The organism is Fusibacter fontis, assembly GCF_055378735.1.
Map to the genome: position 1 here is coordinate 1,287,292 of NZ_AP042445.1, position 22,273 is coordinate 1,309,564.

General features: G+C 36.0%; 21 protein-coding genes. 4 read left to right on the forward strand and 17 right to left on the reverse strand.

What is annotated here, in order from left to right; translation table 11 throughout:
• Positions 1 to 32: 32 nt before the first annotated feature.
• The 3 genes from ACZ41W_RS05800 (at position 33) to ACZ41W_RS05810 (ending at position 3,923) form a co-directional block, all read left to right on the forward strand.
• Positions 33 to 1,019, forward strand: a complete 987-nt coding sequence (locus tag ACZ41W_RS05800; protein WP_464313940.1) for a homoserine dehydrogenase — start codon at positions 33 to 35, stop codon at positions 1,017 to 1,019.
• A complete protein-coding gene (locus tag ACZ41W_RS05805; RefSeq protein ID WP_464313941.1) occupies positions 1,016 to 2,017 on the forward strand; it encodes an aspartate-semialdehyde dehydrogenase in 1,002 nt (333 codons plus the stop codon). The genes ACZ41W_RS05800 and ACZ41W_RS05805 overlap by 4 nt, the downstream gene beginning before the upstream one ends.
• A gap of 82 nt (positions 2,018 to 2,099) precedes the next feature.
• Positions 2,100 to 3,923, forward strand: a complete 1,824-nt coding sequence (locus ACZ41W_RS05810) for an HD-GYP domain-containing protein (protein ID WP_464313942.1) — start codon at positions 2,100 to 2,102, stop codon at positions 3,921 to 3,923.
• Between the two features lie 24 nt (positions 3,924 to 3,947).
• Here ACZ41W_RS05810 and ACZ41W_RS05815 read toward each other — a convergent pair whose 3' ends face one another.
• The 6 genes from ACZ41W_RS05815 to ACZ41W_RS05840 form a co-directional block, all read right to left on the reverse strand.
• Positions 3,948 to 5,171 carry an HD-GYP domain-containing protein gene (locus tag ACZ41W_RS05815; protein ID WP_464313943.1) on the reverse strand — a complete coding sequence of 408 codons (1,224 nt, stop codon included), beginning with the start codon at positions 5,169 to 5,171 and terminating at the stop codon, positions 3,948 to 3,950.
• A gap of 171 nt (positions 5,172 to 5,342) precedes the next feature.
• Positions 5,343 to 6,707 (reverse strand): S41 family peptidase, encoded by a 1,365-nt coding sequence (locus tag ACZ41W_RS05820; protein ID WP_464313944.1) that lies wholly within the window; start codon positions 6,705 to 6,707, stop codon positions 5,343 to 5,345.
• A 176-nt stretch (positions 6,708 to 6,883) separates the two neighbouring features.
• The gene (locus tag ACZ41W_RS05825) at positions 6,884 to 8,374 is read right to left on the reverse strand and encodes an EAL domain-containing protein (RefSeq protein ID WP_464313945.1); all 1,491 of its coding nucleotides are present in this window, start codon (positions 8,372 to 8,374) and stop codon (positions 6,884 to 6,886) included.
• A 173-nt stretch (positions 8,375 to 8,547) separates the two neighbouring features.
• Positions 8,548 to 9,453 (reverse strand): hypothetical protein, encoded by a 906-nt coding sequence (locus tag ACZ41W_RS05830; RefSeq protein ID WP_464313946.1) that lies wholly within the window; start codon positions 9,451 to 9,453, stop codon positions 8,548 to 8,550.
• 153 nt (positions 9,454 to 9,606) lie between these two features.
• Positions 9,607 to 11,220, reverse strand: a complete 1,614-nt coding sequence (locus ACZ41W_RS05835; protein ID WP_464313947.1) for a diguanylate cyclase domain-containing protein — start codon at positions 11,218 to 11,220, stop codon at positions 9,607 to 9,609.
• A 47-nt stretch (positions 11,221 to 11,267) separates the two neighbouring features.
• Positions 11,268 to 11,639 carry a winged helix-turn-helix transcriptional regulator gene (locus ACZ41W_RS05840; RefSeq protein WP_464313948.1) on the reverse strand — a complete coding sequence of 124 codons (372 nt, stop codon included), beginning with the start codon at positions 11,637 to 11,639 and terminating at the stop codon, positions 11,268 to 11,270.
• 296 nt (positions 11,640 to 11,935) lie between these two features.
• On the opposite strand from ACZ41W_RS05840, the gene ACZ41W_RS05845 reads away from it, so the two are divergent.
• A complete protein-coding gene (locus tag ACZ41W_RS05845; protein ID WP_464313949.1) occupies positions 11,936 to 12,331 on the forward strand; it encodes a pyridoxamine 5'-phosphate oxidase family protein in 396 nt (131 codons plus the stop codon).
• Positions 12,332 to 12,454: 123 nt separating this feature from the next.
• Here the strand turns inward: ACZ41W_RS05845 and ACZ41W_RS05850 are convergent, their stop codons facing one another.
• From ACZ41W_RS05850 to ACZ41W_RS05900, 11 genes are all read right to left on the reverse strand, one after another.
• Positions 12,455 to 12,943, reverse strand: a complete 489-nt coding sequence (locus tag ACZ41W_RS05850) for a DUF2798 domain-containing protein (RefSeq protein ID WP_464313950.1) — start codon at positions 12,941 to 12,943, stop codon at positions 12,455 to 12,457.
• A gap of 229 nt (positions 12,944 to 13,172) precedes the next feature.
• Positions 13,173 to 14,063, reverse strand: a complete 891-nt coding sequence (locus ACZ41W_RS05855; RefSeq protein WP_464313951.1) for a hypothetical protein — start codon at positions 14,061 to 14,063, stop codon at positions 13,173 to 13,175.
• Between the two features lie 18 nt (positions 14,064 to 14,081).
• Complete coding sequence (locus ACZ41W_RS05860; protein ID WP_464313952.1) at positions 14,082 to 14,924, reverse strand: 4Fe-4S binding protein; 843 nt, start codon at positions 14,922 to 14,924, stop codon at positions 14,082 to 14,084.
• Between the two features lie 153 nt (positions 14,925 to 15,077).
• Positions 15,078 to 15,683, reverse strand: a complete 606-nt coding sequence (locus tag ACZ41W_RS05865; RefSeq protein WP_464313953.1) for a TetR/AcrR family transcriptional regulator — start codon at positions 15,681 to 15,683, stop codon at positions 15,078 to 15,080.
• Between the two features lie 147 nt (positions 15,684 to 15,830).
• Positions 15,831 to 16,256 carry a DUF3795 domain-containing protein gene (locus ACZ41W_RS05870; protein WP_464313954.1) on the reverse strand — a complete coding sequence of 142 codons (426 nt, stop codon included), beginning with the start codon at positions 16,254 to 16,256 and terminating at the stop codon, positions 15,831 to 15,833.
• Positions 16,257 to 16,334: 78 nt separating this feature from the next.
• Positions 16,335 to 17,096 (reverse strand): RNA polymerase sigma factor, encoded by a 762-nt coding sequence (locus ACZ41W_RS05875; protein ID WP_464313955.1) that lies wholly within the window; start codon positions 17,094 to 17,096, stop codon positions 16,335 to 16,337.
• A gap of 66 nt (positions 17,097 to 17,162) precedes the next feature.
• Complete coding sequence (locus ACZ41W_RS05880) at positions 17,163 to 18,083, reverse strand: helix-turn-helix transcriptional regulator (protein ID WP_464313956.1); 921 nt, start codon at positions 18,081 to 18,083, stop codon at positions 17,163 to 17,165.
• A gap of 107 nt (positions 18,084 to 18,190) precedes the next feature.
• Positions 18,191 to 18,679 carry a cysteine hydrolase family protein gene (locus ACZ41W_RS05885; RefSeq protein ID WP_464313957.1) on the reverse strand — a complete coding sequence of 163 codons (489 nt, stop codon included), beginning with the start codon at positions 18,677 to 18,679 and terminating at the stop codon, positions 18,191 to 18,193.
• Positions 18,680 to 18,757: 78 nt separating this feature from the next.
• Complete coding sequence (locus ACZ41W_RS05890) at positions 18,758 to 19,732, reverse strand: helix-turn-helix transcriptional regulator (RefSeq protein WP_464313958.1); 975 nt, start codon at positions 19,730 to 19,732, stop codon at positions 18,758 to 18,760.
• A 160-nt stretch (positions 19,733 to 19,892) separates the two neighbouring features.
• Positions 19,893 to 20,717: a hypothetical protein gene (locus ACZ41W_RS05895; protein WP_464313959.1), complete on the reverse strand. Its 825-nt coding sequence runs from the start codon at positions 20,715 to 20,717 to the stop codon at positions 19,893 to 19,895.
• A gap of 39 nt (positions 20,718 to 20,756) precedes the next feature.
• Positions 20,757 to 22,253, reverse strand: a complete 1,497-nt coding sequence (locus ACZ41W_RS05900) for a hypothetical protein (protein ID WP_464313960.1) — start codon at positions 22,251 to 22,253, stop codon at positions 20,757 to 20,759.
• Positions 22,254 to 22,273 lie beyond the last annotated feature (20 nt).

Consider the following 22,273-nt stretch of genomic DNA (forward strand, 5'->3'; position numbering starts at 1 on the left):
ACGATACAATAATTTGATTAAAGAGGTGACATATGAAACAAATACAGATTGCTTTACTGGGTTTTGGAACTGTGGCGACTGGTGTCTACGCCATATTAAACGAACAAAAGGACCACATTACGCGTCAACTTAAACGACAAACAGGGCAAGATATTGAAGTGTGCATCAAAAAAATTCTCGTTCGAACGATTGAAAAATACCCTCTTGAAGTTCAAACGCTTATGACGGTGAATCCTGATGACATATTTTTAGATGATGACATAAAAATTGTCTGTGAACTTATCGGTGGAAATACCATCGCACCACACTACATCCAGTGTGCGATCGAGCACAATAAACATATCATTACCGCTAACAAAATGGCCATTTTTAAGGATGGTGGGCAATTTATTAAACAGGCTAATGAAGCGGGTGTACAAATGCGTTTTGAAGCTGCAGTTGCAGGTGTAATTCCCATTATACGTGCTCTTGAAGAATCGCTCATCTCTGATTCAATCGAATCAATCCAAGCGATTTTGAACGGTTCAACAAACTTCATACTCACTCAAATTAGCCGTGGACATACTTATGATGAAGCCTTTGAAATTGCCACTCAGCTTGGGTATTTGGAAGCTGATCCATCTTCTGATATTGGTGGATATGACGCTATGTATAAACTGGGAATACTAGCATATCTCGCAACAGGAACATTTCCATCGGAAACATCCATTAAACGCATTGGTATCTCAGAAATTTCTGGTGAAACCATCAAAACTGCATATGACAATCACCAAAAAATCAAACTCATCAATTCTTTGTCTTTTGAAAATCATACGTTGTCGCTCTCTGTACAGCCTGAACTGCTCAGTTCTGACCATCCACTTTACTCTATTGATGGTGCTCAAAATGGTATTCTCATCCGTTTAAAATATGCAGGAGAGTTATTCTTTTCAGGCGCGGGAGCAGGTTCTCGAGAAACCGCAACAGCTGTTATTGGCGATATTACAAACATAATAAAAAATAAGGAGTATATCACATGAAGAAAAAAGTTGGAATCGTAGGCGCAACCGGTTTGGTTGGAACAGAAATGATTAAGAGACTTGAAGAGAGATCGCTGGATGTCACTGTCGAATTATTTGCATCAAAGTCTTCGGCAGGAAAAAAAATACCATTTAAAAATACCGTGCTCCAAGTTCAGGAACTCACAGAATCATCCCTTCTCCATTTGGACTATCTCCTCTTTGCAGCTGGTGGTGAGGTTAGCAAGCAGTATGCTCCTATTGCTGCCAGCAAAGGCATTATCGTGATTGACAATTCAAGCGAATTTCGTATGGATCCAAATGTTCCATTAGTAGTTCCCGAAATCAATGCACATGCTTTAAAGCATCATAAGGGCATTATCGCAAATCCGAACTGTTCAACGATACAATCCGTTTTAGCGCTCTATCCAATTGTTAAAAAATACGGCGCAAAACGCATCATTTACAGCACCTATCAATCGGTTTCAGGTTCTGGTTTAGATGGACTTGCAGATTTAGAAGCAACCTCAAAAGGAGACACTCCTCGCTTTTATCCTTACAAAATTGCCAACAATCTGCTCCCACACATCGATGTGTTCTTAGATAATGGTTATACTAAGGAAGAAACAAAAATGATCCTTGAAACGCAAAAAATATTTGAAAAGGACATCTGTGTAACCGCAACCGCCGTTCGGGTTCCCACTCAATATGCGCATGCAGTCAGCATCAATCTCGAAACAGAGCAGGCTTTTGCGCTTGAAGAGGTTTTGAGTCTTTATCAAACAGCTAAGATTCCAGGGCTTGTTTTACAAGACGATCCTAATCAAAACCTCTACCCAATGCCGCTCACTGCCGAAGGAAAAGACGAAGTGTTCGTCGGGCGAATTCGAAGAGACTTCAGTACTGAAAATGGCCTCAATCTCTGGTGCGTGTCCGACAATATCCGCAAAGGCGCGAGCACAAATGCCGTTCAAATTCTTGAACATTTACTGGGTGTCAATAGATGTCACTCTCTGTAAGCTTCATTTGGAAATGACATTTTGTCATTTTATGTTGTATTCATTCTAAATACGGGTAAAATGATGGATAGGAGGTAACATCATGACTTTCTTTCATACAATTAAGAAGCTCTTATCCATTTTGTGTTTTACCCTATTTATTTTTGTGTTTATATCCATTATCTTTATCGATCTAAAAAAACCAACTGAGCAGTATGATATCACCGGTTATTCTTACCAATTTCTTCAATCCAGTTCAGTTGACGCGCTAAAAGATACATGGATCTCAATAGATAAACCCTATTTGCCTACACCTGAATCTGGCATGAATTTTTATGCCATGCGATTCAAGACGAGTCAATCCAATCTAAGATTGTTTAATATTCCACAGGTTTTTAGCGACGCATTTACTCTATATGATCAAAATCTAAATGCCCTGTATCAGTGGCACACAGAATCGCCTTATGAGATGTACAGTTATCTTGTGAACATGGTAACAATTCCCGTTGAAGGCGATACGTTTTATCTTATTGCAGAATCAACTGATGGGATTCCGTTTATAGGCATCAATATCACCACGGAGATGATTTCATTAAAATCTAAACTTCTTGGTGCGGATCTTCGTCTAGCAATTTCATTTTTACTCATTGTCGTTGCCATCTTTCTTTTGGTGATGAGTGTAATTATTAAGAACCCTCAAATTGTGGTCTATTTAAAAAATACCGCGTACTTTACGGGTATTTTTGGCGTTTGGGCAATATTTGATTTTCATCGTCACAGTTTTTGGATTCGGGAAAATTTCTCGATTGTTCCGATATGGGTGCTCATTATCATTTACATCATATCAGCTGATACGATGATTCCACTCTTTTTGAAACTCAACAAGACACTCCTTAAAAGAACGATGTTTTCTTTTGCATTACATTACTTGACCATATGGTCTTGGATGATTGCAGGCATCGGAATATTTATGGAAATCTTTAGATTTTTCTACTGGAGTGCTACTATCAATAAGCTTTATGGCATCTACTTTATGTTTTTAGACGGTACTGTAGCAATTGGATCAATCATATTGATTATAATCACACTTTTTAGTCTCTACCGGAAAGACTTAAAAAGTGTCCTATATTCCATTGGCTTATCGGGCTGCCTTGTTACATTTATCATTAGTCAAACAACGCCACTCCTTATTTCACACTGGGGAGTCTTGTGGCTCCTAATCTTCATAATCGGCGTTATGGCCATCTCTTTTGTAGAATCTCAAAATTCTAACAAAACCTATATGCTAAGACTTGAAGAAATGAATCAATCTATTACCAATCTAAATGATGAGCTTAACTACACTCAAAAGGAATTATTACTTCGTCTGGGCAGTACCGTGGATCTAAAGTCCAAAGAAACTAGCGAACACGTTCAGAAAGTGTCTGATATCACTGAATTTATCGCACTAAAAATGGATTTTGCTCCAGAAGAAGCTAAAATAATCGCACTAGCCTCAACGCTTCACGATATTGGTAAAGTCGGTATCCCTGATGATATCCTAAATTCAACCACTACTTTGACTCCAGAAGAATACGAAGTGATGAAACTTCATGCAAATATGGGCTATAATATTTTAAATGGAGCTAGCAGCACTTTAATGGACTATGCAGCCATCATCGCTTGGACACATCATGAAAAATACGACGGAACTGGCTATCCAAATCAGTTATCTGGAGATGACATTCCATTAATCGGGGCAATTGTCGCCGCAGCAGATGTCATGGACGCACTTTTATCCAAACGCGTATACAAACGCGCTTGGAGTTATGATGAAGTCTACACGTATTTCATCGAACAAAGAGGAAAACATTTTCACCCGAAAGTCGCAGATATTGTCATTGAACATTATGAAGAAATTAAGCAGTTATCAAAAGATTTTGTGTAAATTAGATACAATGAGTCATTAAATCTACTTAGATTTTCGTATGACCTCATCAAGCACATCAACAACACTCGGCGAAAACTGGCTGCCCTTTAAGAGTTTCATCTCATGTAAAGCGGCATCGACGGTTTTCGCTTTTTTGTAAATTCTCTCAGAAGTCATAGCATCCCAAGCATCTGCAACCACAAGAATTTGAGATTCAAGTGGAATTTCATCTGCCTTTAGACCATCAGGATACCCCTTACCATCCCATCTTTCGTGATGATGTAACACTATTTTAGCAATGCGCTTAAGATATTTCGCTTCTATCAGCATGTTATATCCAAATCTGCTATGTTGTTTAATCGTTTGATACTCCTCGGCAGTTAAAACAGACGTCTTATTGAGTAAATCAGATGGAATCAGTATCTTTCCGATATCATGTACTAAGCCACATACGATCAGTTCGTCAATTTGCTCTTGAGAAAACGCCATCTGTCTGGCAATTTGAGCTGCGAAATCTGCCACATTTTCAGAATGACCTCGCGTATAAGAATCATGATATTCCAATACTTTTACAAGTGTACGAATGATATCATCACTCATACTTTTTTCTGTCATACGTAACTTTTCAAGGGTTCTAAAAAGTTCTGAAGTCAATCCCATATGACTTTCCTTTAACTTTTCACTCATCACAAAACGTTCCATCATTTGTAGATAGAGCATTCTCGAGATAAAAAATGCGGAAATCATGATGAGGATCGGCGACATGAGTTTAGGTAGATCTGTCAGTAAGCCTTCTGAATAAGGCGTAAAAAACATTAAGTAAATCAAGCTAAAACCATAATAAAGCGTCAATACCTGATAAGTCGTCATAAATAAAAAAGCCAATGTATAAATGGAAAGAACCATATCCATCACAAAAATCACTTGATCCGGATTATATCCAACCATATGCATTCCCCAAAGTAAGATCACGGTATAAGTTAAATGAGTAACTATTTTTGCAGATTTTAAAGAATACCCAAAGTCGTTTTTCTGAATCCGCTTATGCCCCATTAATAAACAGAAACTCGTGATTAGCAAGAAGCTATTTGCGATGATAATGTTGGTCTTATCGTGTATCATCACAGACATAAAAAGCATAAAAACCGCAACTGGTACTAATACCAATAGAACATAATAAACCGTTTTAAAGTTCGATCGGATCATTTCGCTTTTAAAATTTGGTTGATACTCAGTTGGTTGATTTTGATAAATATTTTTAATCATGTAGACACCTGACTTCCGCACAGCAAAAGACTCAATTAATCCCTCTCTTAATGTATACCGCACGAAAAGTCAATTAAACAATTCACTCATGCATCTGCATGATATACAACGCATCTATCATAATATGCAATGATTTCATCATGATATGCAAGCACTCATTCATTTGATTATTTATGGTTGTTGTAATATCCACTCATATGCATCGTCTTTTCCACGACTCACAGATTCCATTGAAACTGGAATGATATAATCTGGAACAATCCCCTGTCCTTCGAACACTTCATCTGAATCAGATGAAGTTGATTTTATCGTCATACGATATGCTGTCTTCCCAATATAACGCTCATTTGAAAGCGAGTATGAAAAACCATCTGGTAAAGTTCTCGGTATTGCATCCGAATAAAATCCAGCTGTTTGTTCTCCTACAATCGTTACATGGTGATTTGGGTTGGCCAACAAAGCTCGCGTAAACGTTTCAGCAGCACTTATGGTAAATCCGCTTGTCAAGACATATACATCCCCCATAAAATATTCCGATTGAGGTTTAACGGAGATACTTTGTAACTCTGTAAAATTCTCTTTATAAAAAGCTTGCTTTTGATAAGCAACATAGGACTGGTCTGTGAAATAGCCCGCAATACAAAGTGAAGCTTCATCAAATCCACCGCTGTTAAAGCGAAGATCAATTGCAATTTTTCCAATATTTTTTTTATTAAATTCTCGAATGATTCGATTCATAGCTTCCTGAGTTGATTTTGATTTTTCTAGGGATTCAACTCCCATGCCACGAATCAAAATAAGACCAACATCATCTGATAAATACCCATAGCGAATCATGCAATCTTCAAACTTATAATATGATTTTGCATAATTTTCCGTGATAACTTTCGAAAATAACTCAAGTTGATCGCGATTTTTGTACCATGTAGGAACAAAATCTTTTGGACAATATGATTGATCTCCAAATTCAACAGACACATGCCCATCTTTTAAATCTGATACCAATGATTTCATTGCTTCATATAGCATTTCATCTGAACTTTCAGGAGTTATCGTCTGCTTGATTTTCTCATATTGATTTCTCAAGTCAGTATGATAAAGTGATTGAAACGCATAATTCTCCTGATACATCTCATAAAACATCCCTAATTTTTCAACTTGTTCACCTGTTTTTACGAGATGCTTATCCTCATAATATTGACTAGATTTTCTTGTCAATTCATAGGTCACTTGCGATCCCATGTCTTTTAGTTTAAGGACTTCCCCCTCTTTAACAAGTTGAAATTTACCCATACCAGAGAACAAAGTTCTTCCAAAAACAATGCCTTTATAAGCTTCTTCTTCGCAATAATAATGCTCGGTTGTTTCAAAAACTTGAACCCATCCATGGTTTATTTTAAGTGAAAATCCATACCCTTTCATTTCCCATATCCCATTGTATTGTCTATGATAAATTAGATAGATGCCTACAATGATTGCAACAAGTATGATTATAGAACCGATGATTTTTGAAATTCCAACTTTAATGATTTGCATGAAATATAACACCTTCTTTCAATTGTTTAAGTATAACCACTATGAATTATATCGAACCACTCTCTATACCTCAAGTTAAAATCTGGTAAAATCAATATGAGTAATTAGATTTATGGACATAAAAAACAACCTATTAAAGCTGAAATAGGTTGCTTGATATTGCAGAACTAGGATGATTATGCTTTGTTGAACTGTTCACCAAGAAGTCGAATAAATTCGCTTTTAGGAACAGGTCTCGAAAAGTGATACCCTTGCAAAGACTCTACTCCAAACGATTTTAGCAATGCGATCTGCTCTAGATTTTCCACGCCTTCAGCAGTGATTGTCGAGTTTAAGTCTCTACCAAGATGCACAATGTTGTTGTAGATATTTTTCACATCTTGATTGCAGGCGATATCCATGGTTAGAAGAGAGCGGTCTATTTTCATGATATCCGGTTTTATTTCTAGTAATCGAACAAACGAAGAATATGCAGCTCCGAAGTCGTCGATTGCAATCTTAAACCCGTACTGCTTATAGCTCGACAAAAATGTTTGAATAGATTTTTCTAGCAGTTCATCTTCTGTAATTTCAATGACAATTTGATTGGGGTTGATTTCATATAAATCTGCAATCGCTTTCAACTTCTCAATCTTCACCCTTGATAGGGTATGAGCAGAAAAGTTCGAATTGAAAATCCACTGATCATTCGCAAATCCTTGATTAAATAGATAACGGGCAAACTTCAAACTTTCTTCATACATTTGCATATCAATCATACTGAGCAAGTTGAGTTCTCTTGCTTGTTTTATTAAACTGTCATTCGGGGCAAAATGATCTCCAATACGCATCCTAACAAGCGTCTCAAACCCTTTTATCCGCCCAGTCTCACCATCAATAATCGGTTGAAAATACGGAATAAAACCGTGCGATTGGCACGTGCGTTCAAGATGAAGTTTGATATAATGAATGAGTCTAAACGCTTCTACATGTTCCTGATTCGCTATCAGAATATTTCCCTTGCCGCTATTTTTCGCCTCATACATCGTATAGTCTGCGATACTAATGGCCTCTTCAAAAGAGGACAGTTTCAAGTCTTTCATGACAACGACACCCGCCGAGAATGAAAACTTCTTAATTTGAAGTTCATCTTCTTCACTATTTAACACATTTTGAAGCTTTGACAATAAAGGTTCAACATTTCCTTTGTGGATGATTATAAACTCATCGCCACCAACCCTGTATATATTTTTGTGTGAGCAAATAGATTTTAAACGATCTGTGAAATTGACAATAAGCTTATCGCCTTCCTTGTGATTAATGGTATCATTGATCTTCTTTAAATTGTCTAAATCCAAATATAAAACTGAAGTTGTGTCTATATCATACCGAGATTTTCTTTTTTCTAAAGCTCTTCGATTCGATAGTTTTGTTAAAAAATCCATAGAACCTAATCGCTCACTTCTCATACCAAGAAATTTGATGATGATCATCCAACTTAGAGGAACAAAAATAATCATTATTTCAATGAGATTAGATGTCCCTTCTAGATTTGAGTCTTCATTCATTTGTGAGATTTCTTGATTCGGATCATCATTTGAATCGTAATGGTACGTATAAAAATAGCGACTCACCGACGAAATAAATAATAAAATGAGTATAATCATCAAACCTTTATGAAATTTCAAAATAGCGCTCCCTTGTATAATAGATTCAGATGGCTCATACGTGCTATCTGTTAAGATTATAACAAAGTGCGCTACTTTTGTAAATCTAATTGATATTAATTATCATTAACAATTGAAAACTTTATAATTACCATTTTACATGAATTAAAATTAGAATGAGTACCATTGCTTTTCTAACCCATTAAACATTCTTTATAGTAACACATATACGTGTCATAAGGCTGATAGCCCACACGGATTGCAGCATCTAGCATATACCCTTCTGGTATGAAATTCACAATTTCAAGAACGCCACATTCAAACCACGCTTGTGCACTTGCATAATATAACTGATCAAGCATAAGCGTCTTCTCATACTCTGGAAGAACGGTAGCGCCATACACTTCTCCACTTATATCAGTTTGTTTCATAGTAAAGACGCATCCAATTATTTTTCCTTCACGCTTAACAACATGGATTCGCCATTTGTCGATGACCTCAAAAATCTTATCCGCAGTCCAGTAATAATCAGGAAAATGAGTTTTGTGGAACTGGCTGTATAACGCATAATCTTCCTCTTTTAATAGCTCGACTTGATTACTTTCACCATTGTGAGTTACTATCTGAGTTGCTTCGCTCATTAAATTTTCTAGTACGATTCGCGTTTGAACTGTATCTTCAGTACAAACAAATCCTTTTGATTCTAAATACATTTGAGAGCGAACATTAGGTTTAGTCGTACCAAAATAGCATACATAACCTTTACAGTGTTGTTCTAAATATCCCATAAAAGCATCTGCAATTTCATCGTAACGCTCTATGTCTTCTATATAGGGTCCACCCGTGGTTCCGATGTATTTCTCAGCATCGTTGACATCAACCGAAAACACACCTTTGAGCTGTTGATCTTCTGTATAGGCTAACAATCTTTGATAAACACTTTTTACCTTTTTTTCAAATTGAGCGACCATATCTTGTAAATCATGATAAGGTGGCGTCGTACGTTTTGATTCATCTTGATATACTTTCCATGCAAATAGTGCCGCTTCCTGTATTTGTGTTTCTTCTATTTCTTTAATGAATCCTTGATTTTTTTCCATATAAAACAGGTTTCTCCTCAGATCAATGTCAGAATTTTGATAAAACCATGTGCAAATCATTGTTGGAAAAGTTATTGCGTCACTTTATAATTTAACTCATATTGTGTCATATTAAAATTTAAATCCTTCTAATTAATTGGACTCCAAATGTCGCTATTCATTTTTGACGGATGATTTAATGACACTCAAATTTGCTTTAATGATTTTCTTCTCATGATACATTTTTTCATCTGCTGAATGAATCAAATCATCGACATAAGCCTTTTGTTGATTATCAAAATCCACTACGCCATGACTGACGCTTATGAGATAAGCTCGATCTTCTTCAAGGTTGATCCGATCATATACTTGAACGATTCGATTCCAAATGGTCTCTGCTACATCTATCTTAATTCCACTAAAAACGATTAGAAATTCATCGCCACCCAATCTAATAAGAAAATCTTGTTTTCGGATGGTATTTTTAATCACTTCTGCAACTGTTTGAATCAACTCATCTCCCTTTTTATGACCAAGGGTATCATTGACTTCTTTTAGACCATTGATATCAATAAAACATAGACTTACTAAGAAATGTCGTCTTTCATCTAAAGGAAACAACTCATTCAATTTGTTAATTCCAGCGCGTCGATTATAAGATTTTGTCAAAGAATCAAATTCAGAAAAGTATTTGATTTTTACATATGTTTTTCGATTCACGTAAACTAAGAAACCAACCAATGCTGATATGATGGCAATAACGATAAAATAGTAACTATTTTTGATTAACACATCAAGTATCATTGTCCACACATTTTGATTAAAAAGTGCACCCACTTTTTGATTTTGATCGATCACTGACACGATATACCAGCTCACATCTCCAAACACAATTTTAGAACCATGTGATTTCATTTCTTCATCGATGAGTTTATGACTCAATATGACCGGTGCAATTGTAAAAAAACCATCTTGAGTTGCTACTTGTGTATTTCCTTCAAGAATGAATTTCCATATTTCGGGGAACTCGCTTTCAAATGTCTGACCTTTGGTCTCGTCAAACATAAAATTCCAGTCTTTTTCTGGTGTATCCGAAGACAATCGATACGCGTTTGAATTAAGTAAAATCATTTCTCCTTGACTATTTTCAGCTAATACTCTAAACACAGAAAGTAAGTCTTCAGCCAGATAATTTAAAACAATGATTCCTTTCAATTGATGATTCTCATCAAAAACTGGAGTTGAAAATCGAATCATCGGTTTATAAGGGATTTCGACTTTCCCTAGTTCAACATTTAAATCCAATGGTGAAATATACACACTCTCGTCTGTAAGTTGAATAGTTTCAATAAAATAATAGCGATCACTTTTATTTTGAAGTTCTGAGTTAGGTACGATGTATGCGCCATTTTCAGCTAAATTAATCCGAATCTTCTCATCTCCCTGAACGTCTATATATCGAATTTGATCGTAGATAAGCCTTTGTGAGGAAAAGGGAACCCAATTCTGTGCTATTTTTTCATAGTCTGTTCCATTTACTAAATCTGATTCAAATGCGTGATGTAAATAATGAAGGTCTGATAATATCATGCGAAACTCACGGCCTACATAGTCGTTCTCTAAAGCGACAACTCGATTTTCTTGAGTTTTAATAGCCTCAACTTGTGTCGTACGAACTTCTTTTTCAACAAAAAACAAAATAAGAAAAGAACTTACAAATACGAGAAGGAAAGATATGATAAAATATCCAATAAATCTTTTACGATTCTGCTGAGTCTCTTGATTCATCAATGTCACCGCCATTCTTAAAGTATTAAATAGATAATACCCTTTTCTCACGACTTCAAGCGATTCAAACGTGCATATTCCTGACTCGTATGAATATATTCAATATAGGATTCTCCCCACTCGCCTAATGCCGTTAGCACTTTTTCAAATTTGTATCCAATTTCACTCAACGAATATTCAACTCTTGGCGGAATTTGCGAAAATTCTGTTCTTGTAATCAAACCTTCGTCTTCCAATAATTTTAACTGCCGAGATAAAGTGGTGTGCGTCATTTCTTCTGGCATACGTCTTAAAAGCTCATTAAACCGAATGGAATTTTCAGTGGATAGTAAATAGAGAATATAAATAGACCATTTTCCGGTTAATACTTTTTGGGAGGTTACATATGGACATTTTCCAAACAACTCTTTTTTAGGCATATGAGCATCCTTTCTATTTAATCTGCTTACATCATATTATGCTTTGAAAATATATCATACTTTAACAATATAGTTTTCTTTGGCAATATATTATGCGTTGGTAATGTATTATGCTTTAGCAGTTTGTTTTGTTTTAGCAATTTGTTATGCTTTAGCAATTTGTTATGCATTGCTTTTGAACTTAAGTATCGTTTTTGATACTGGTATCATAAAATATCGTACTTGATATTACTTTCACACATTATATAATAAGTGTGTAATCAAATCAAGTTAAAAACTGAAAGGAGCAACATCCAATGAAAGAAGTACTCAATTATCTCAAATCTTGTGGAACATTTTACCTCGCGACTATTGAAGGTGATCAACCTCATGTGCGCCCATTTGGAGCGGTCTGTGAATTCGAAGAAAAACTTTATCTCGTAACAAATAATCGAAAAAAAGTATATTCTCAACTGGGCAATATCCCAAAACTTGAAATTTGTGGTATGTATAAAGGGACTTGGATGCGTGTACAAGCAGAAGCTGTCCTTGATTCAAGAAGAGAAGCACGTGTGGCTATGATGGATGATAACACCGCAGCGCTATCAAGTCTTTACACTGTTGATGATGAGTTAATGGAAGTATTTTTTCTTAAAAATGCAACTGCAACACTCTTTTCGTTTACTTCAGAGCCTGTAGTTTATACTTTTTAAGCTAACAACTCTGACCCACGGTACATTCATAATTGAATGTATAAATCCATCCCCCTTGATTGTTTAACATTTTGCAAGGGGGATTCTTCAATCATATTGATTTTATTCTCAATTTAATTTTATCTATTGATTTACATCAACTAAAGTGATTGGATATATCCATCTAAAAGCTTTTCTTACCAAAGGTCCTGCTATGAGTAGTTGAAGTGGAAGCGCTACAATGATATTTTTTAGGATATTCATCCGCCACGTAAGCCCTAACGATTGCCAATTGCCAGTAAAAATAGCAAATTCAATAGCACCATAAAATGACATAATCACTACCATTGGAACAACCATCGCACAAGACATACTCAACACTTTTTTAATCATGGCATCTTGAGGTTTAACTACAAATCGAAACACGAACCATTTCGCTGCACGTGAGACAATCATTAAATCACAAATCATCGCAAAAATAAATGCAACCGGAAATCCTAGCAAAGCTTTTTGAACGCTTTCCGCAGACACTTGACCTAAAATCAAAGCTGTATTATAGTTGCTCATAATGAGTACCATGAATGAACACATCATGATGGTAAAGACGACACTTTCTCTTTTGTTTTGTGGCATATTAATCCTCCGTTTTCTAATTTGGCAAAAAAAAATACAGCATGCCCATTCCTAACTTTCGCTGGAATGATCCATCTGTATCATTTTCACTACCATTTGCATTTTGATTTTATTAACTTCTCAACTATTGTACATGAAAGTATCATTTAAGTCAAACCGAATGTCATTCTTGTTTATATACCTGTTCGTCTACCTGTCCTTCAATTGGTCATAACCGATCAGACCGCTTTTACTCGAACAATTGATTCTTTCTAAATAAATCACAATAGGTCGTTTGATCTATATAAAACGCATCATGATTCCCTTCTGTAAACTCTGCTTGAATCTCCGGATTTAGCTGTTCATCCTTTGATACAATTTCAGGTAGTGTGTAGGCGTAAAAAAATGCACGTTTTTCCCAAACCGCTTCTATTCCTACTGGATATTCAAATTTTGATGAGGAACTCTTGAAAATCTGACTTTTCTCTTGAATCGATTTTGCTATAAATCCGCTTTTGACAAATCTGCTATACTGTTCATGAAAATGACCAGAACCACAGATTACGAGTACTTTTTTACCTTGTGGAATCTGTTCTAATTTACGCGTAATATTCTCAAATATTCGATCATCTCTTTTTCGATTCGTAGAGTTCGACTTGAAGTCATTGTCCACAACCCACCAGTCAATCATTTCTGTTGAGATGCCATGTTCCTCGCAATAACTATAGGCCACAGCCATATCAACAGGGCCATCTACCACACCATACTCTTCATAAATGACTTCTCTCGCTTCAATGAAAACTGAGTCCACGTCTAAATTTTCAATTGCACTCACGATATCTTCCATGGAATATCCAAGATACTTATTAAAATGCTCTTTATGAATAGTTCCAAGTAAGTAAACTGTTTGACCTTCAGGGGTTTCAAATCTTGCAATCAAACTATTTTTGTTTGCATATCGATTCCAAAAGTAGCCAACTCCCGTTAAAATGACAATTAAAATAATGCTTATAATAACCAATAGTATTCTTTTCAGTGAACGTTTTCGCTTTACATTTTCAAAAGAAGAAGTATCTGATTTTTGAATTTTCTCATGTCTTTTTTCATGTCTTTTTTGATGTCTTTTTTCATGTCTTTTCATCACTCAATCTCCCGGTCATTATAAATGTAAGGCTTTTCGAGGACACTGCTCAATGCATTTAAAGCACAAAATACACTCTGTACCATTCGCTCTTTTTCTAGACGAATTGGTCATATCCACATTCATTGGACACACTCTTTTGCATAGATTACATCCATTGCATAAACTCTTATCTATCTTGATTCTAAGAACGGAAAAATAACTTGCAGGCTTCATAAACACAGGAATTGGGCATATGTATTTACAAAAAGCACGGTTATCTCGAAAGGCAAATGCCAGCAGGATGCCCACTAAAAAATAAACTAAATTTCCTATGATAAAACTATAAAAAATGATTTTTTCTGTTCCTGATACTTTAAATACAAATAGCCCCATGACAAATAGAAACGACGCAAGAAACGTCAGGTAACGAATATATCCAATTGACTTTCGACCTGTTTTTGGCGTCCTAAATGGAAACAAATCAAGGATCATCGCTGTCCAGCATGCATACCCACACCAACCTCTTCCGAACAGAAACGGTCCAAAAATTTTTGCGACAGCATAATGAATGGTCGCCGCTTCAAAAACACCTAAAAAAAGATAGTACCAAAATCTTTCAATCTGCATATTTTCTCTAGAAATGATGCCTAAATATAAAAACATATATAGACCTACACCCAATTGAACGATCAATCGCGCGTGTTTAAATTTCTTTATATAAAGAAATAATCCCAATGATATGAAACCACCAATATAGGTAAAGTTGTATAAATAAAATGCATTATCCAGTGTTTGCCACAATATAACGGCGATGCTCTCAAAAATCAAGAACATCATAATTGGCAGCATATAGTTTTTAATTTGCTTTATTAATTTCAAGTTATCCCTCTTTTCTTGTCATTGAGTGACTTGTCATTGAGTGACTTTTCATTGAGTGACTTGTCATTGAGTGACTTGTCATTGAATGATTTGTCATTATATGATTTGTCATTATATGATTTGTCATTATATGATTTGTCATTGTATGACTAGTCATTTATTTGTCGGATCTTTTAAGACGATTCTTGCCAAATCATCTGAACGAATCATGAGTTCATTTCCAGTAAATAGTTTCTTAAGTGCATATAAGTACACAACGCTCCAGTAATAATCGACCAGTTTCAACACATCTCCTGATACGACAGTTCCTTCGCTTTGTCCCTTTTCGATTAAAGTATGAAGCAATGTGTACACTTCCAGTTCATAAGGCAAGTGTGATGCATGGTTTTGATTTTTTTCTAACGCGTCTTGTGTTCCAAGTGCAATCTGTGCTGCAAACATCTGATTGCTTTCTAACTGTGTAATAATGTACTTTGACAGATATAATATTTTCGTTCTCGCATCAAAAGGCAGTTTTAGAAGATTTTTCATCGGATCAATATCAAAAGTCTTAGCAATTTTTCTTATTTCATCGTAGAGTTCTTCTTTTGACTCAAAATAGTTATAAATGCTCCCAGGTGCTATACCGATAAATTGGCATAAATCACTTATCTTCGTTCCAGAAAATCCATTTCTAGAAAAATATAAAATAGACTTCTCAAGTATTTTTTGTTTTGTTTGTTCTTTAATTTCTTCACACTGTTTTTTAGACTTGGGCATTTCAGACTCCTTTTGGATGAATAAATCATCATTCATTATACATCAGCAAAAATCCTTTGTCAAACTGGAAGTTCATAAAAAAAGAGAATCACTCCGAACTTTCTCGGAATCATCCTCTTACATTTACATTCTATGATAGGATTCAGATTATTTACTCCCACCTTCACCAATCTGTATCTTCTTCGTAAAATAAGTTTTTCGTATGTCACTTGCTTGTTCAGCCCACTTTTCTACCCCAATTTTTTTCATTAAACACAGGTTATAAAGTTTGATATTTTGAGGGAATTTTGATGCGCCATCTGCTAATGGCATCAACAAATCACAAGGAAAACCGTCACATTCAAAACAATACGTCACGTTCTTTTGCTGTACACAATCAAGTGTTTTGCATATTTTACCACTTAATTTGAGAAACTGACACACATTTCCATCCTTACACCCTTTACAGGTGATGTACTCCTTAGGAATATGCATGCTCTCAGAAAGTCTAGTTTGAAATTCGTCCGTCACATTTTCTTCAAACATTTCACAGTTAAAGCAATCAATACCACATGGTGCAATTATTTTATTCATTTCGAAAGCCTCCTTATATTTTTACAGGTCGTATACACTCCCTGTGATATATAATTAGACCTTTGAAGACGTAAAAAGTTACATGTTTTCAGTAATTTTTTTCAGATTCTCGATAAATTCATCTTTTGATATGACTGCTTCAACTGTGTAGAGGTAGTCCATTTTATGGATTAAGGACATATTATTATAATGTTCTGTTTTTAAAGTCTCTGTTTTAGGTTGATGATATCCGCTAGGAAGTGGCAAATGATGATCTTTCATATACTTAATCCATAGGTGACATTCGCAAGGCTTCTCTGGATCGATCAAACTACAGCGCATCTCAAACAATTCTTGCAGTCGTTTACGACCTCTATATAGTGTCACTTTCACATTTTCGATAGAGATGTTCATGACTTGACTGATTTCATCATAATTAAGATGCAAACATGATTTAAGGATGAAGCAAATTCTCTGATTTTTAGGAAGACACTTTAAAAATGCATGCAAACATTTTTCTCGCATCTCATCCATAATAAGTTGATCCTCAAAGTTTGGAGTAAACTTAAGCGTCGAAAAAAACTCAGACTCACTCATCCCTAAATTTTCTGAAATTCTGACAACTGGAAGTTTTTTTATGACTCGATACGAACGATTACATTCATTCATAACAATTCTATACACCCACGTATACAGCTCCGAATCGCCTCTAAAATGATCCAATCCTTTATAGGCTTTTAGCAATGCATTCTGTAAGCCGTCCTCGGCATCATGATGATTGCCCAACATTCGGTATGCACAAGCATATAACTTATCGTATTTTTCATCAATTAATACTTCCAGTTGTCTTTTAATCTCCATACATTTTGTCCTCAACTTTATGGATTCATTTGCTTCAATAAACCGACTTAATTTGTTTTCTTATGTTTAATTTTCTTGAACAGGCCTTGCTTCTATATATCCTCTATATCCCATAGGTGCAAGTTGAAATCTTGGTGCAATTTCTGGTGCCCATTTGTATCCATATAGTGTTGGATCAAACTTTTCAATATGCGCCCAAACCGCTCCAATTTCCTCCATGAAATCCTCGTCATCATAAGGTTCACCTTGGAAAATCATCATTTTACAGGGTGGAAGTTCTATCAGTTCATAGCCTTCTGGAACCTCATTTGAATAGGATATTGGAACTTCGACCCCTTGTACATACTGAGAAGTACCTGATTGAATCAAATGATTCGGAAACCACATACCGATTGGTTCATAAAGTGCTTCTTTAACACTTGTCAAAACCGACCAAACGTCGCAACCTACTTCTTCACAATAGGCAAAATACTCTTTTGCTTTTATTCCTCTTTTTATAAGTACTTTGCGCGACGGTCTTTCAATCACTTGTACAAAAACGGATTTTGTTCTAATTGTCTCACTCATTGTTTTCTCTCCTTTATGAAATGCTCGGTAGGTATCAAAAACTTTATACGGCATAAACAGTTGAATCGGGGGCGTATTTTTATTGTATTGACTTGGTGATAGTCCAAATGCTCTTGTAAAAGCACGTGTAAACCCTTCATGTGAATCAAATACAAAATCAAGTGCGACATCAATAATTCGCTCATCATGATCACGTAAAATAAGCGCAGCTTGAGTTAATCGCATGGCACGAATATACTCAAAAGGCGTTTTTCCCGTGATTTCCTTAAAAATCCTCTCAGCATGCCAAGGAGAATACCCGGCTTCATTCGCAAGTTCTTTTAACGTGATTTTTTGATGTATGCATCGCTCAATTCGCTCCTGCATCCTCTGAACTGCTTGCATCTTTTGAATAGCTTGCACGTCTTCAACTGAATCCATTTTTTCACCTCCTGCAACTAGAGTATAATCTAATGAGGTTTATTTTTCTTGACTGTAATTGCTAAGAAATTTTCACCTTAATGAAATGCATTCTATCGACACCTTTTTCATAGTAATTGCCTGATTGTCATCACATGACAACCTTTAGATTCATAATACTCGAGCATTTCGCCCATTTTCTTCTTATCATAACTCGTTATACAATCTGAAAACACATTGACTGTATAATTTGCTTTTCTTAAATTAAAGCACGTTGACTTGACACATACCGTTGCATCGGCACCAGCAATATAAAAAGTATCCAGTGCATTGTCCTTAATAAATGTAGCAAATTCATCACTCGTTAATGCATTGCTTTTCACTTTTGTAAAAATATGATCGGATACGATTTTCATGTCTGAAACGAGCTCAGCCCCTTGAGTATTGGGCTTAAATGTTCTTGTACCCGGCGATATATTTTCATGCCGAATATAAATAACGGTCATATTTTGATCAACTGCCCAATCGATTGCACCATTGACATTGTCGATAATTTCTTTGTAGTTTTTTGTGATGTCATTCTGAAGATCAATCACCACTAATGCTGTATTTTTCATGTGTTTTCTCCTTATTTTGTTTGTTTAAATTAGTCTATCATTGTTTTAAGAATACCATACATTCACTGACACTTACTGTCAGTTAAATTCATCTATTTGATAATATTTCATTAAATCTGATGCCAATTCAAATAACTTTCGCTTACAACTTTCTGGACTTAACACTTGAATGGATTTGCCGTACGTCATTATAATAGGCGCTACATATGTAAGTAAAACCGTCGGTTCCATCACAAATATCGCTTGATTTAAAGTTCTTTCCGTTAAGTAATACGACATCAACCAATGATTACAAAGGTCATCCAATGACTCTGCTCTGCCTGTAATCACTAGTGAAATTTTATCCGCGCCGCGCTCATTTTCTGGTAACAGGCTATTCATAAAAAATTCTTTTGCAGAAAAATCCTTTGGACGATCAAAGTGACTCTCTAAAGTTGTTAATTGGCGGATTCTCTCAACTCTAAAACTCCGTATCGCTTGCCTAAGATGACAAAATCCCACCACATACCATTTATTTCGCCAAAACAGAACCCCATATGGATTGATCTTTCTGGGTTGGTGTATGTCTTCAGTTTTAGTCCGATAGTCTATTTCGACTGTTTGTTCATCCGTTACTGCTGCTGTCAACTGTTCGATCAATTCCCTAAGTTGCATAGAAATCTGCTGTTTTGAAACTTCAAAACTCGTTAAATGACGTGTCAAAATGGCATCTTGTTCATCGGTTGAGTATCTTTTTAGTTTTTCCAACGCTCGGTTCAATGCATCACTAAAAGGATATCCTGAGTTTTGGGCTTCAGCAGTTGCATAAAGTAGTGCCTTTTTCTCGTCTAGATCAAAAATCAAAGGCGCGTCGTGAAAATCCTCAATTATGGAATACCCGCCATTGTGACCAGAATCTGATATGATTGGCACACCACTTGCACTTAAAGAGTCCATATACCTGTAAACAGTTCGTATATTGAGCTCTAGTTTTTCAGCAATTTGCTTTGCCGTTATTTTTTTATTTGAACTCAGCATCCAGAGGATTGCCAACATTTGATCATTTTTTGACATAGATATGTTCTCCATAAGTTTAGATGCTATAGTGAAACTATTTCACCTTATTATAGTGTCATATATAACTCTAGTTTACAAGGATTTCATAAATACAAAATCAAAAAGGACAGCTAAGCTGCCCTTTTATTTGAAAATAAGGAGACTGTTGTAATCGCTCCTAGTTCGATGCAATGGATAAAATTAGATAGCCATCATTAAAATCTAATTCAATAATAATGATCGACATTTTCGCCACATCTTCCTTCTCAAATTGTGTTCTGTTTTCTGACGAATCTGCTTCATCAAGCTTGAATCCAGCATCGATTAATTGTTTTTTATACGCCTCGACATCGGCTGATTTTACATCATCATATTCCATGGTTATGAACATATCGCTGTTAATAGCTTCCTTAATGGTCCCTTTAGAAAATTCAGGGACTTCTTTTGGAATCGCATCTAACCATTTAAGTTCACTAGATGCTTCAGTCGATGCTGTCATGCTTTCAGTTTGAGGATTGATGACAATAGAAGCTCTACCATCTGTACCGCCAAATGCAATCGTTACATCTACTGCTCCATCATCGTTATTTTTAAAGTAGTTCCACATCGTACCACCTGGATACTGTATTCCTTCTACAAACCCTTCGCTGACTAATAGATCGATATAATTCATGATGTCTTCTTTTTTTAACTCGGCATAACCAACTGCAATAGACTTGTTGGTGATTCCTAATCCTTCTATTTTACCCGCTTCTAATTCTGGAACTCCGAAAACACTTGCTTCATCTGGCCAGCTATACTCAAGTACGCCCGATGCACTTTCCGCATCTTCGCTTATTTCTTCTACGTCTTCTTTTAACTTTTCTGCTTCTTCATTTAACTGGCTCGCAAGGTCCAAGAGATCATCTGAACTTTCCTCATCCTTATTGCCACAAGCCGTTATTGATATCATGAGTCCCAAAATCAAGATGATTGATAGGATAATCGAAATTCTTTTATTCATCTACATTCTCCTCTTTATGTTCATTCTGTCATGAACTTTTTATTCTTCAAGTTTTATAGTAACTTTGACACGAATCGTATTGGGTGCTTTGTCTTCGTACGTTAAAACAAGTGGTGAGTCACTCTCAATTAAATCTTCTATCGCTTCATCTTTTAGCCTTGCAATTCTCGCAAGTTCGCCCCATCCTTGTTTTGAGAGTTGAACTTCATTGTCATATGGCAATGGGCTGATTTCAAATGCAAGTGGCACATCGATTGTCATACCACCGGTTATCATTGATACCCCATATTCTAAATTCATATAATATGCGTCTTCTTTATAAAGACTGCCTTTGTTTGCCCTAAAGAATGATAGCGTTGGTTTTTGAGTGATCTTGATTGATCCGTCACTACTCTTCGGCGAGTTTTCTTCAAGAACACTTGGTTCATAACCAGGTGTTCCCGTCGTTTCATTTTCATCTTCTGATTCATCCGGTGGCTCTAGTGCATCTACATTGTTTTCATAATAGTCATGCGTTAAACAGTACATACCGTCAAAGCTCAGTAGTGTCCCTAATTCAAGTGCTTCCTCACTTTCTACGCTCCAATCGATCGGGATATGATGCCATTCCATATGGGCTTCAAAAAGTTTGGAATTATCACTAGCGGCAGTATGAATGATGTCGTACGTAATTGTATAAGTCTTTCTCACCAGAACTTCCCAATCCTGAGTAGGTGTCTCTCCAGGAATATATAGCCAGTTATTGTTGAGTATTTCTTCTTCTTTGCCATCTTTCGGATCAAAACTTACCTTATAATGACCCGCAGTTAATTCGCCTTCAACCGTATACTTTCCAGCCTCATCCACCTTTACTTGTACGTCTACTGAAGATGGACCTGGACCCACTCTCTCGAAGTGTAGAACGCCTTTTTTTACAGGATCCAAATTATGATCTGCTCCTCGATCGTAAACGACACCTTCTAAATCATTATCATCCGGGAGACTTACGATCCAGTATGCATAAATACTCCCTCGATCAATTTCTGCTTGTGCTTTTTCAGAGGATGCATTTTTAACTGTTTTATCGAGACTCACAATATCAAACTCTGCTTTGCCAATTGACTTGTCTAAATTACCCAATCGATCGTACTTATTAAACCCCGCCTTGCCGATCCACGTATTATTCACGGATTGGTAAAATGCATCACAGCCCATGTTATACACCTCAAAAGTTGCTGCTTTTGACTTGTATAAAGACAGTAATGCTTCATTTTCACTTGGATTAATCGCTGTTTTTCTTCTGTACCCTACGCCAAATCCGACCACATCCTCTGGTGGTTCGCCGAGTGCATCAGAAATGTCTACAATAATACTGTCAATATTATCTGTAATTTCCGGATGATCTTCAAAATCACCTAGCGAGCTATCCGCAGCACCACTACTTGCAGCATCGCCACCTTGAGCTGAACTCGGTGGCTTTGGAGTCGTCACACTTTGACATCCAGTTGTCATAAGTACGAAAATACAGATCAAACTCAATATGATAATTCTCTTCATTTTCACCATCCTAAGTTACC

Bases quoted from the DNA above. Each gene is read 5' to 3' on its own strand.
- ACZ41W_RS05840 (WP_464313948.1), bottom strand. From the start codon at position 11,639: ATGCCTAAAAAAGAGTTGTTTGGAAAATGTCCATATGTAACCTCCCAA.
- ACZ41W_RS05875 (WP_464313955.1), bottom strand. From the start codon at position 17,096: ATGGAGATTAAAAGACAACTGGAAGTATTAATTGATGAAAAATACGAT.
- ACZ41W_RS05805 (WP_464313941.1), top strand. From the start codon at position 1,016: ATGAAGAAAAAAGTTGGAATCGTAGGCGCAACCGGTTTGGTTGGAACA.
- ACZ41W_RS05855 (WP_464313951.1), bottom strand. From the start codon at position 14,063: ATGAAAAGACATGAAAAAAGACATCAAAAAAGACATGAAAAAAGACAT.
- ACZ41W_RS05900 (WP_464313960.1), bottom strand. From the start codon at position 22,253: ATGAAGAGAATTATCATATTGAGTTTGATCTGTATTTTCGTACTTATG.
- ACZ41W_RS05815 (WP_464313943.1), bottom strand. From the start codon at position 5,171: ATGATTAAAAATATTTATCAAAATCAACCAACTGAGTATCAACCAAAT.
- ACZ41W_RS05885 (WP_464313957.1), bottom strand. From the start codon at position 18,679: ATGAAAAATACAGCATTAGTGGTGATTGATCTTCAGAATGACATCACA.
- ACZ41W_RS05835 (WP_464313947.1), bottom strand. From the start codon at position 11,220: ATGAATCAAGAGACTCAGCAGAATCGTAAAAGATTTATTGGATATTTT.
- ACZ41W_RS05895 (WP_464313959.1), bottom strand. From the start codon at position 20,717: ATGAATAAAAGAATTTCGATTATCCTATCAATCATCTTGATTTTGGGA.
- ACZ41W_RS05800 (WP_464313940.1), top strand. From the start codon at position 33: ATGAAACAAATACAGATTGCTTTACTGGGTTTTGGAACTGTGGCGACT.
- ACZ41W_RS05890 (WP_464313958.1), bottom strand. From the start codon at position 19,732: ATGTCAAAAAATGATCAAATGTTGGCAATCCTCTGGATGCTGAGTTCA.
- ACZ41W_RS05845 (WP_464313949.1), top strand. From the start codon at position 11,936: ATGAAAGAAGTACTCAATTATCTCAAATCTTGTGGAACATTTTACCTC.
- ACZ41W_RS05865 (WP_464313953.1), bottom strand. From the start codon at position 15,683: ATGCCCAAGTCTAAAAAACAGTGTGAAGAAATTAAAGAACAAACAAAA.
- ACZ41W_RS05870 (WP_464313954.1), bottom strand. From the start codon at position 16,256: ATGAATAAAATAATTGCACCATGTGGTATTGATTGCTTTAACTGTGAA.
- ACZ41W_RS05820 (WP_464313944.1), bottom strand. From the start codon at position 6,707: ATGCAAATCATTAAAGTTGGAATTTCAAAAATCATCGGTTCTATAATC.
- ACZ41W_RS05850 (WP_464313950.1), bottom strand. From the start codon at position 12,943: ATGCCACAAAACAAAAGAGAAAGTGTCGTCTTTACCATCATGATGTGT.
- ACZ41W_RS05830 (WP_464313946.1), bottom strand. From the start codon at position 9,453: ATGGAAAAAAATCAAGGATTCATTAAAGAAATAGAAGAAACACAAATA.
- ACZ41W_RS05880 (WP_464313956.1), bottom strand. From the start codon at position 18,083: ATGGATTCAGTTGAAGACGTGCAAGCTATTCAAAAGATGCAAGCAGTT.
- ACZ41W_RS05810 (WP_464313942.1), top strand. From the start codon at position 2,100: ATGACTTTCTTTCATACAATTAAGAAGCTCTTATCCATTTTGTGTTTT.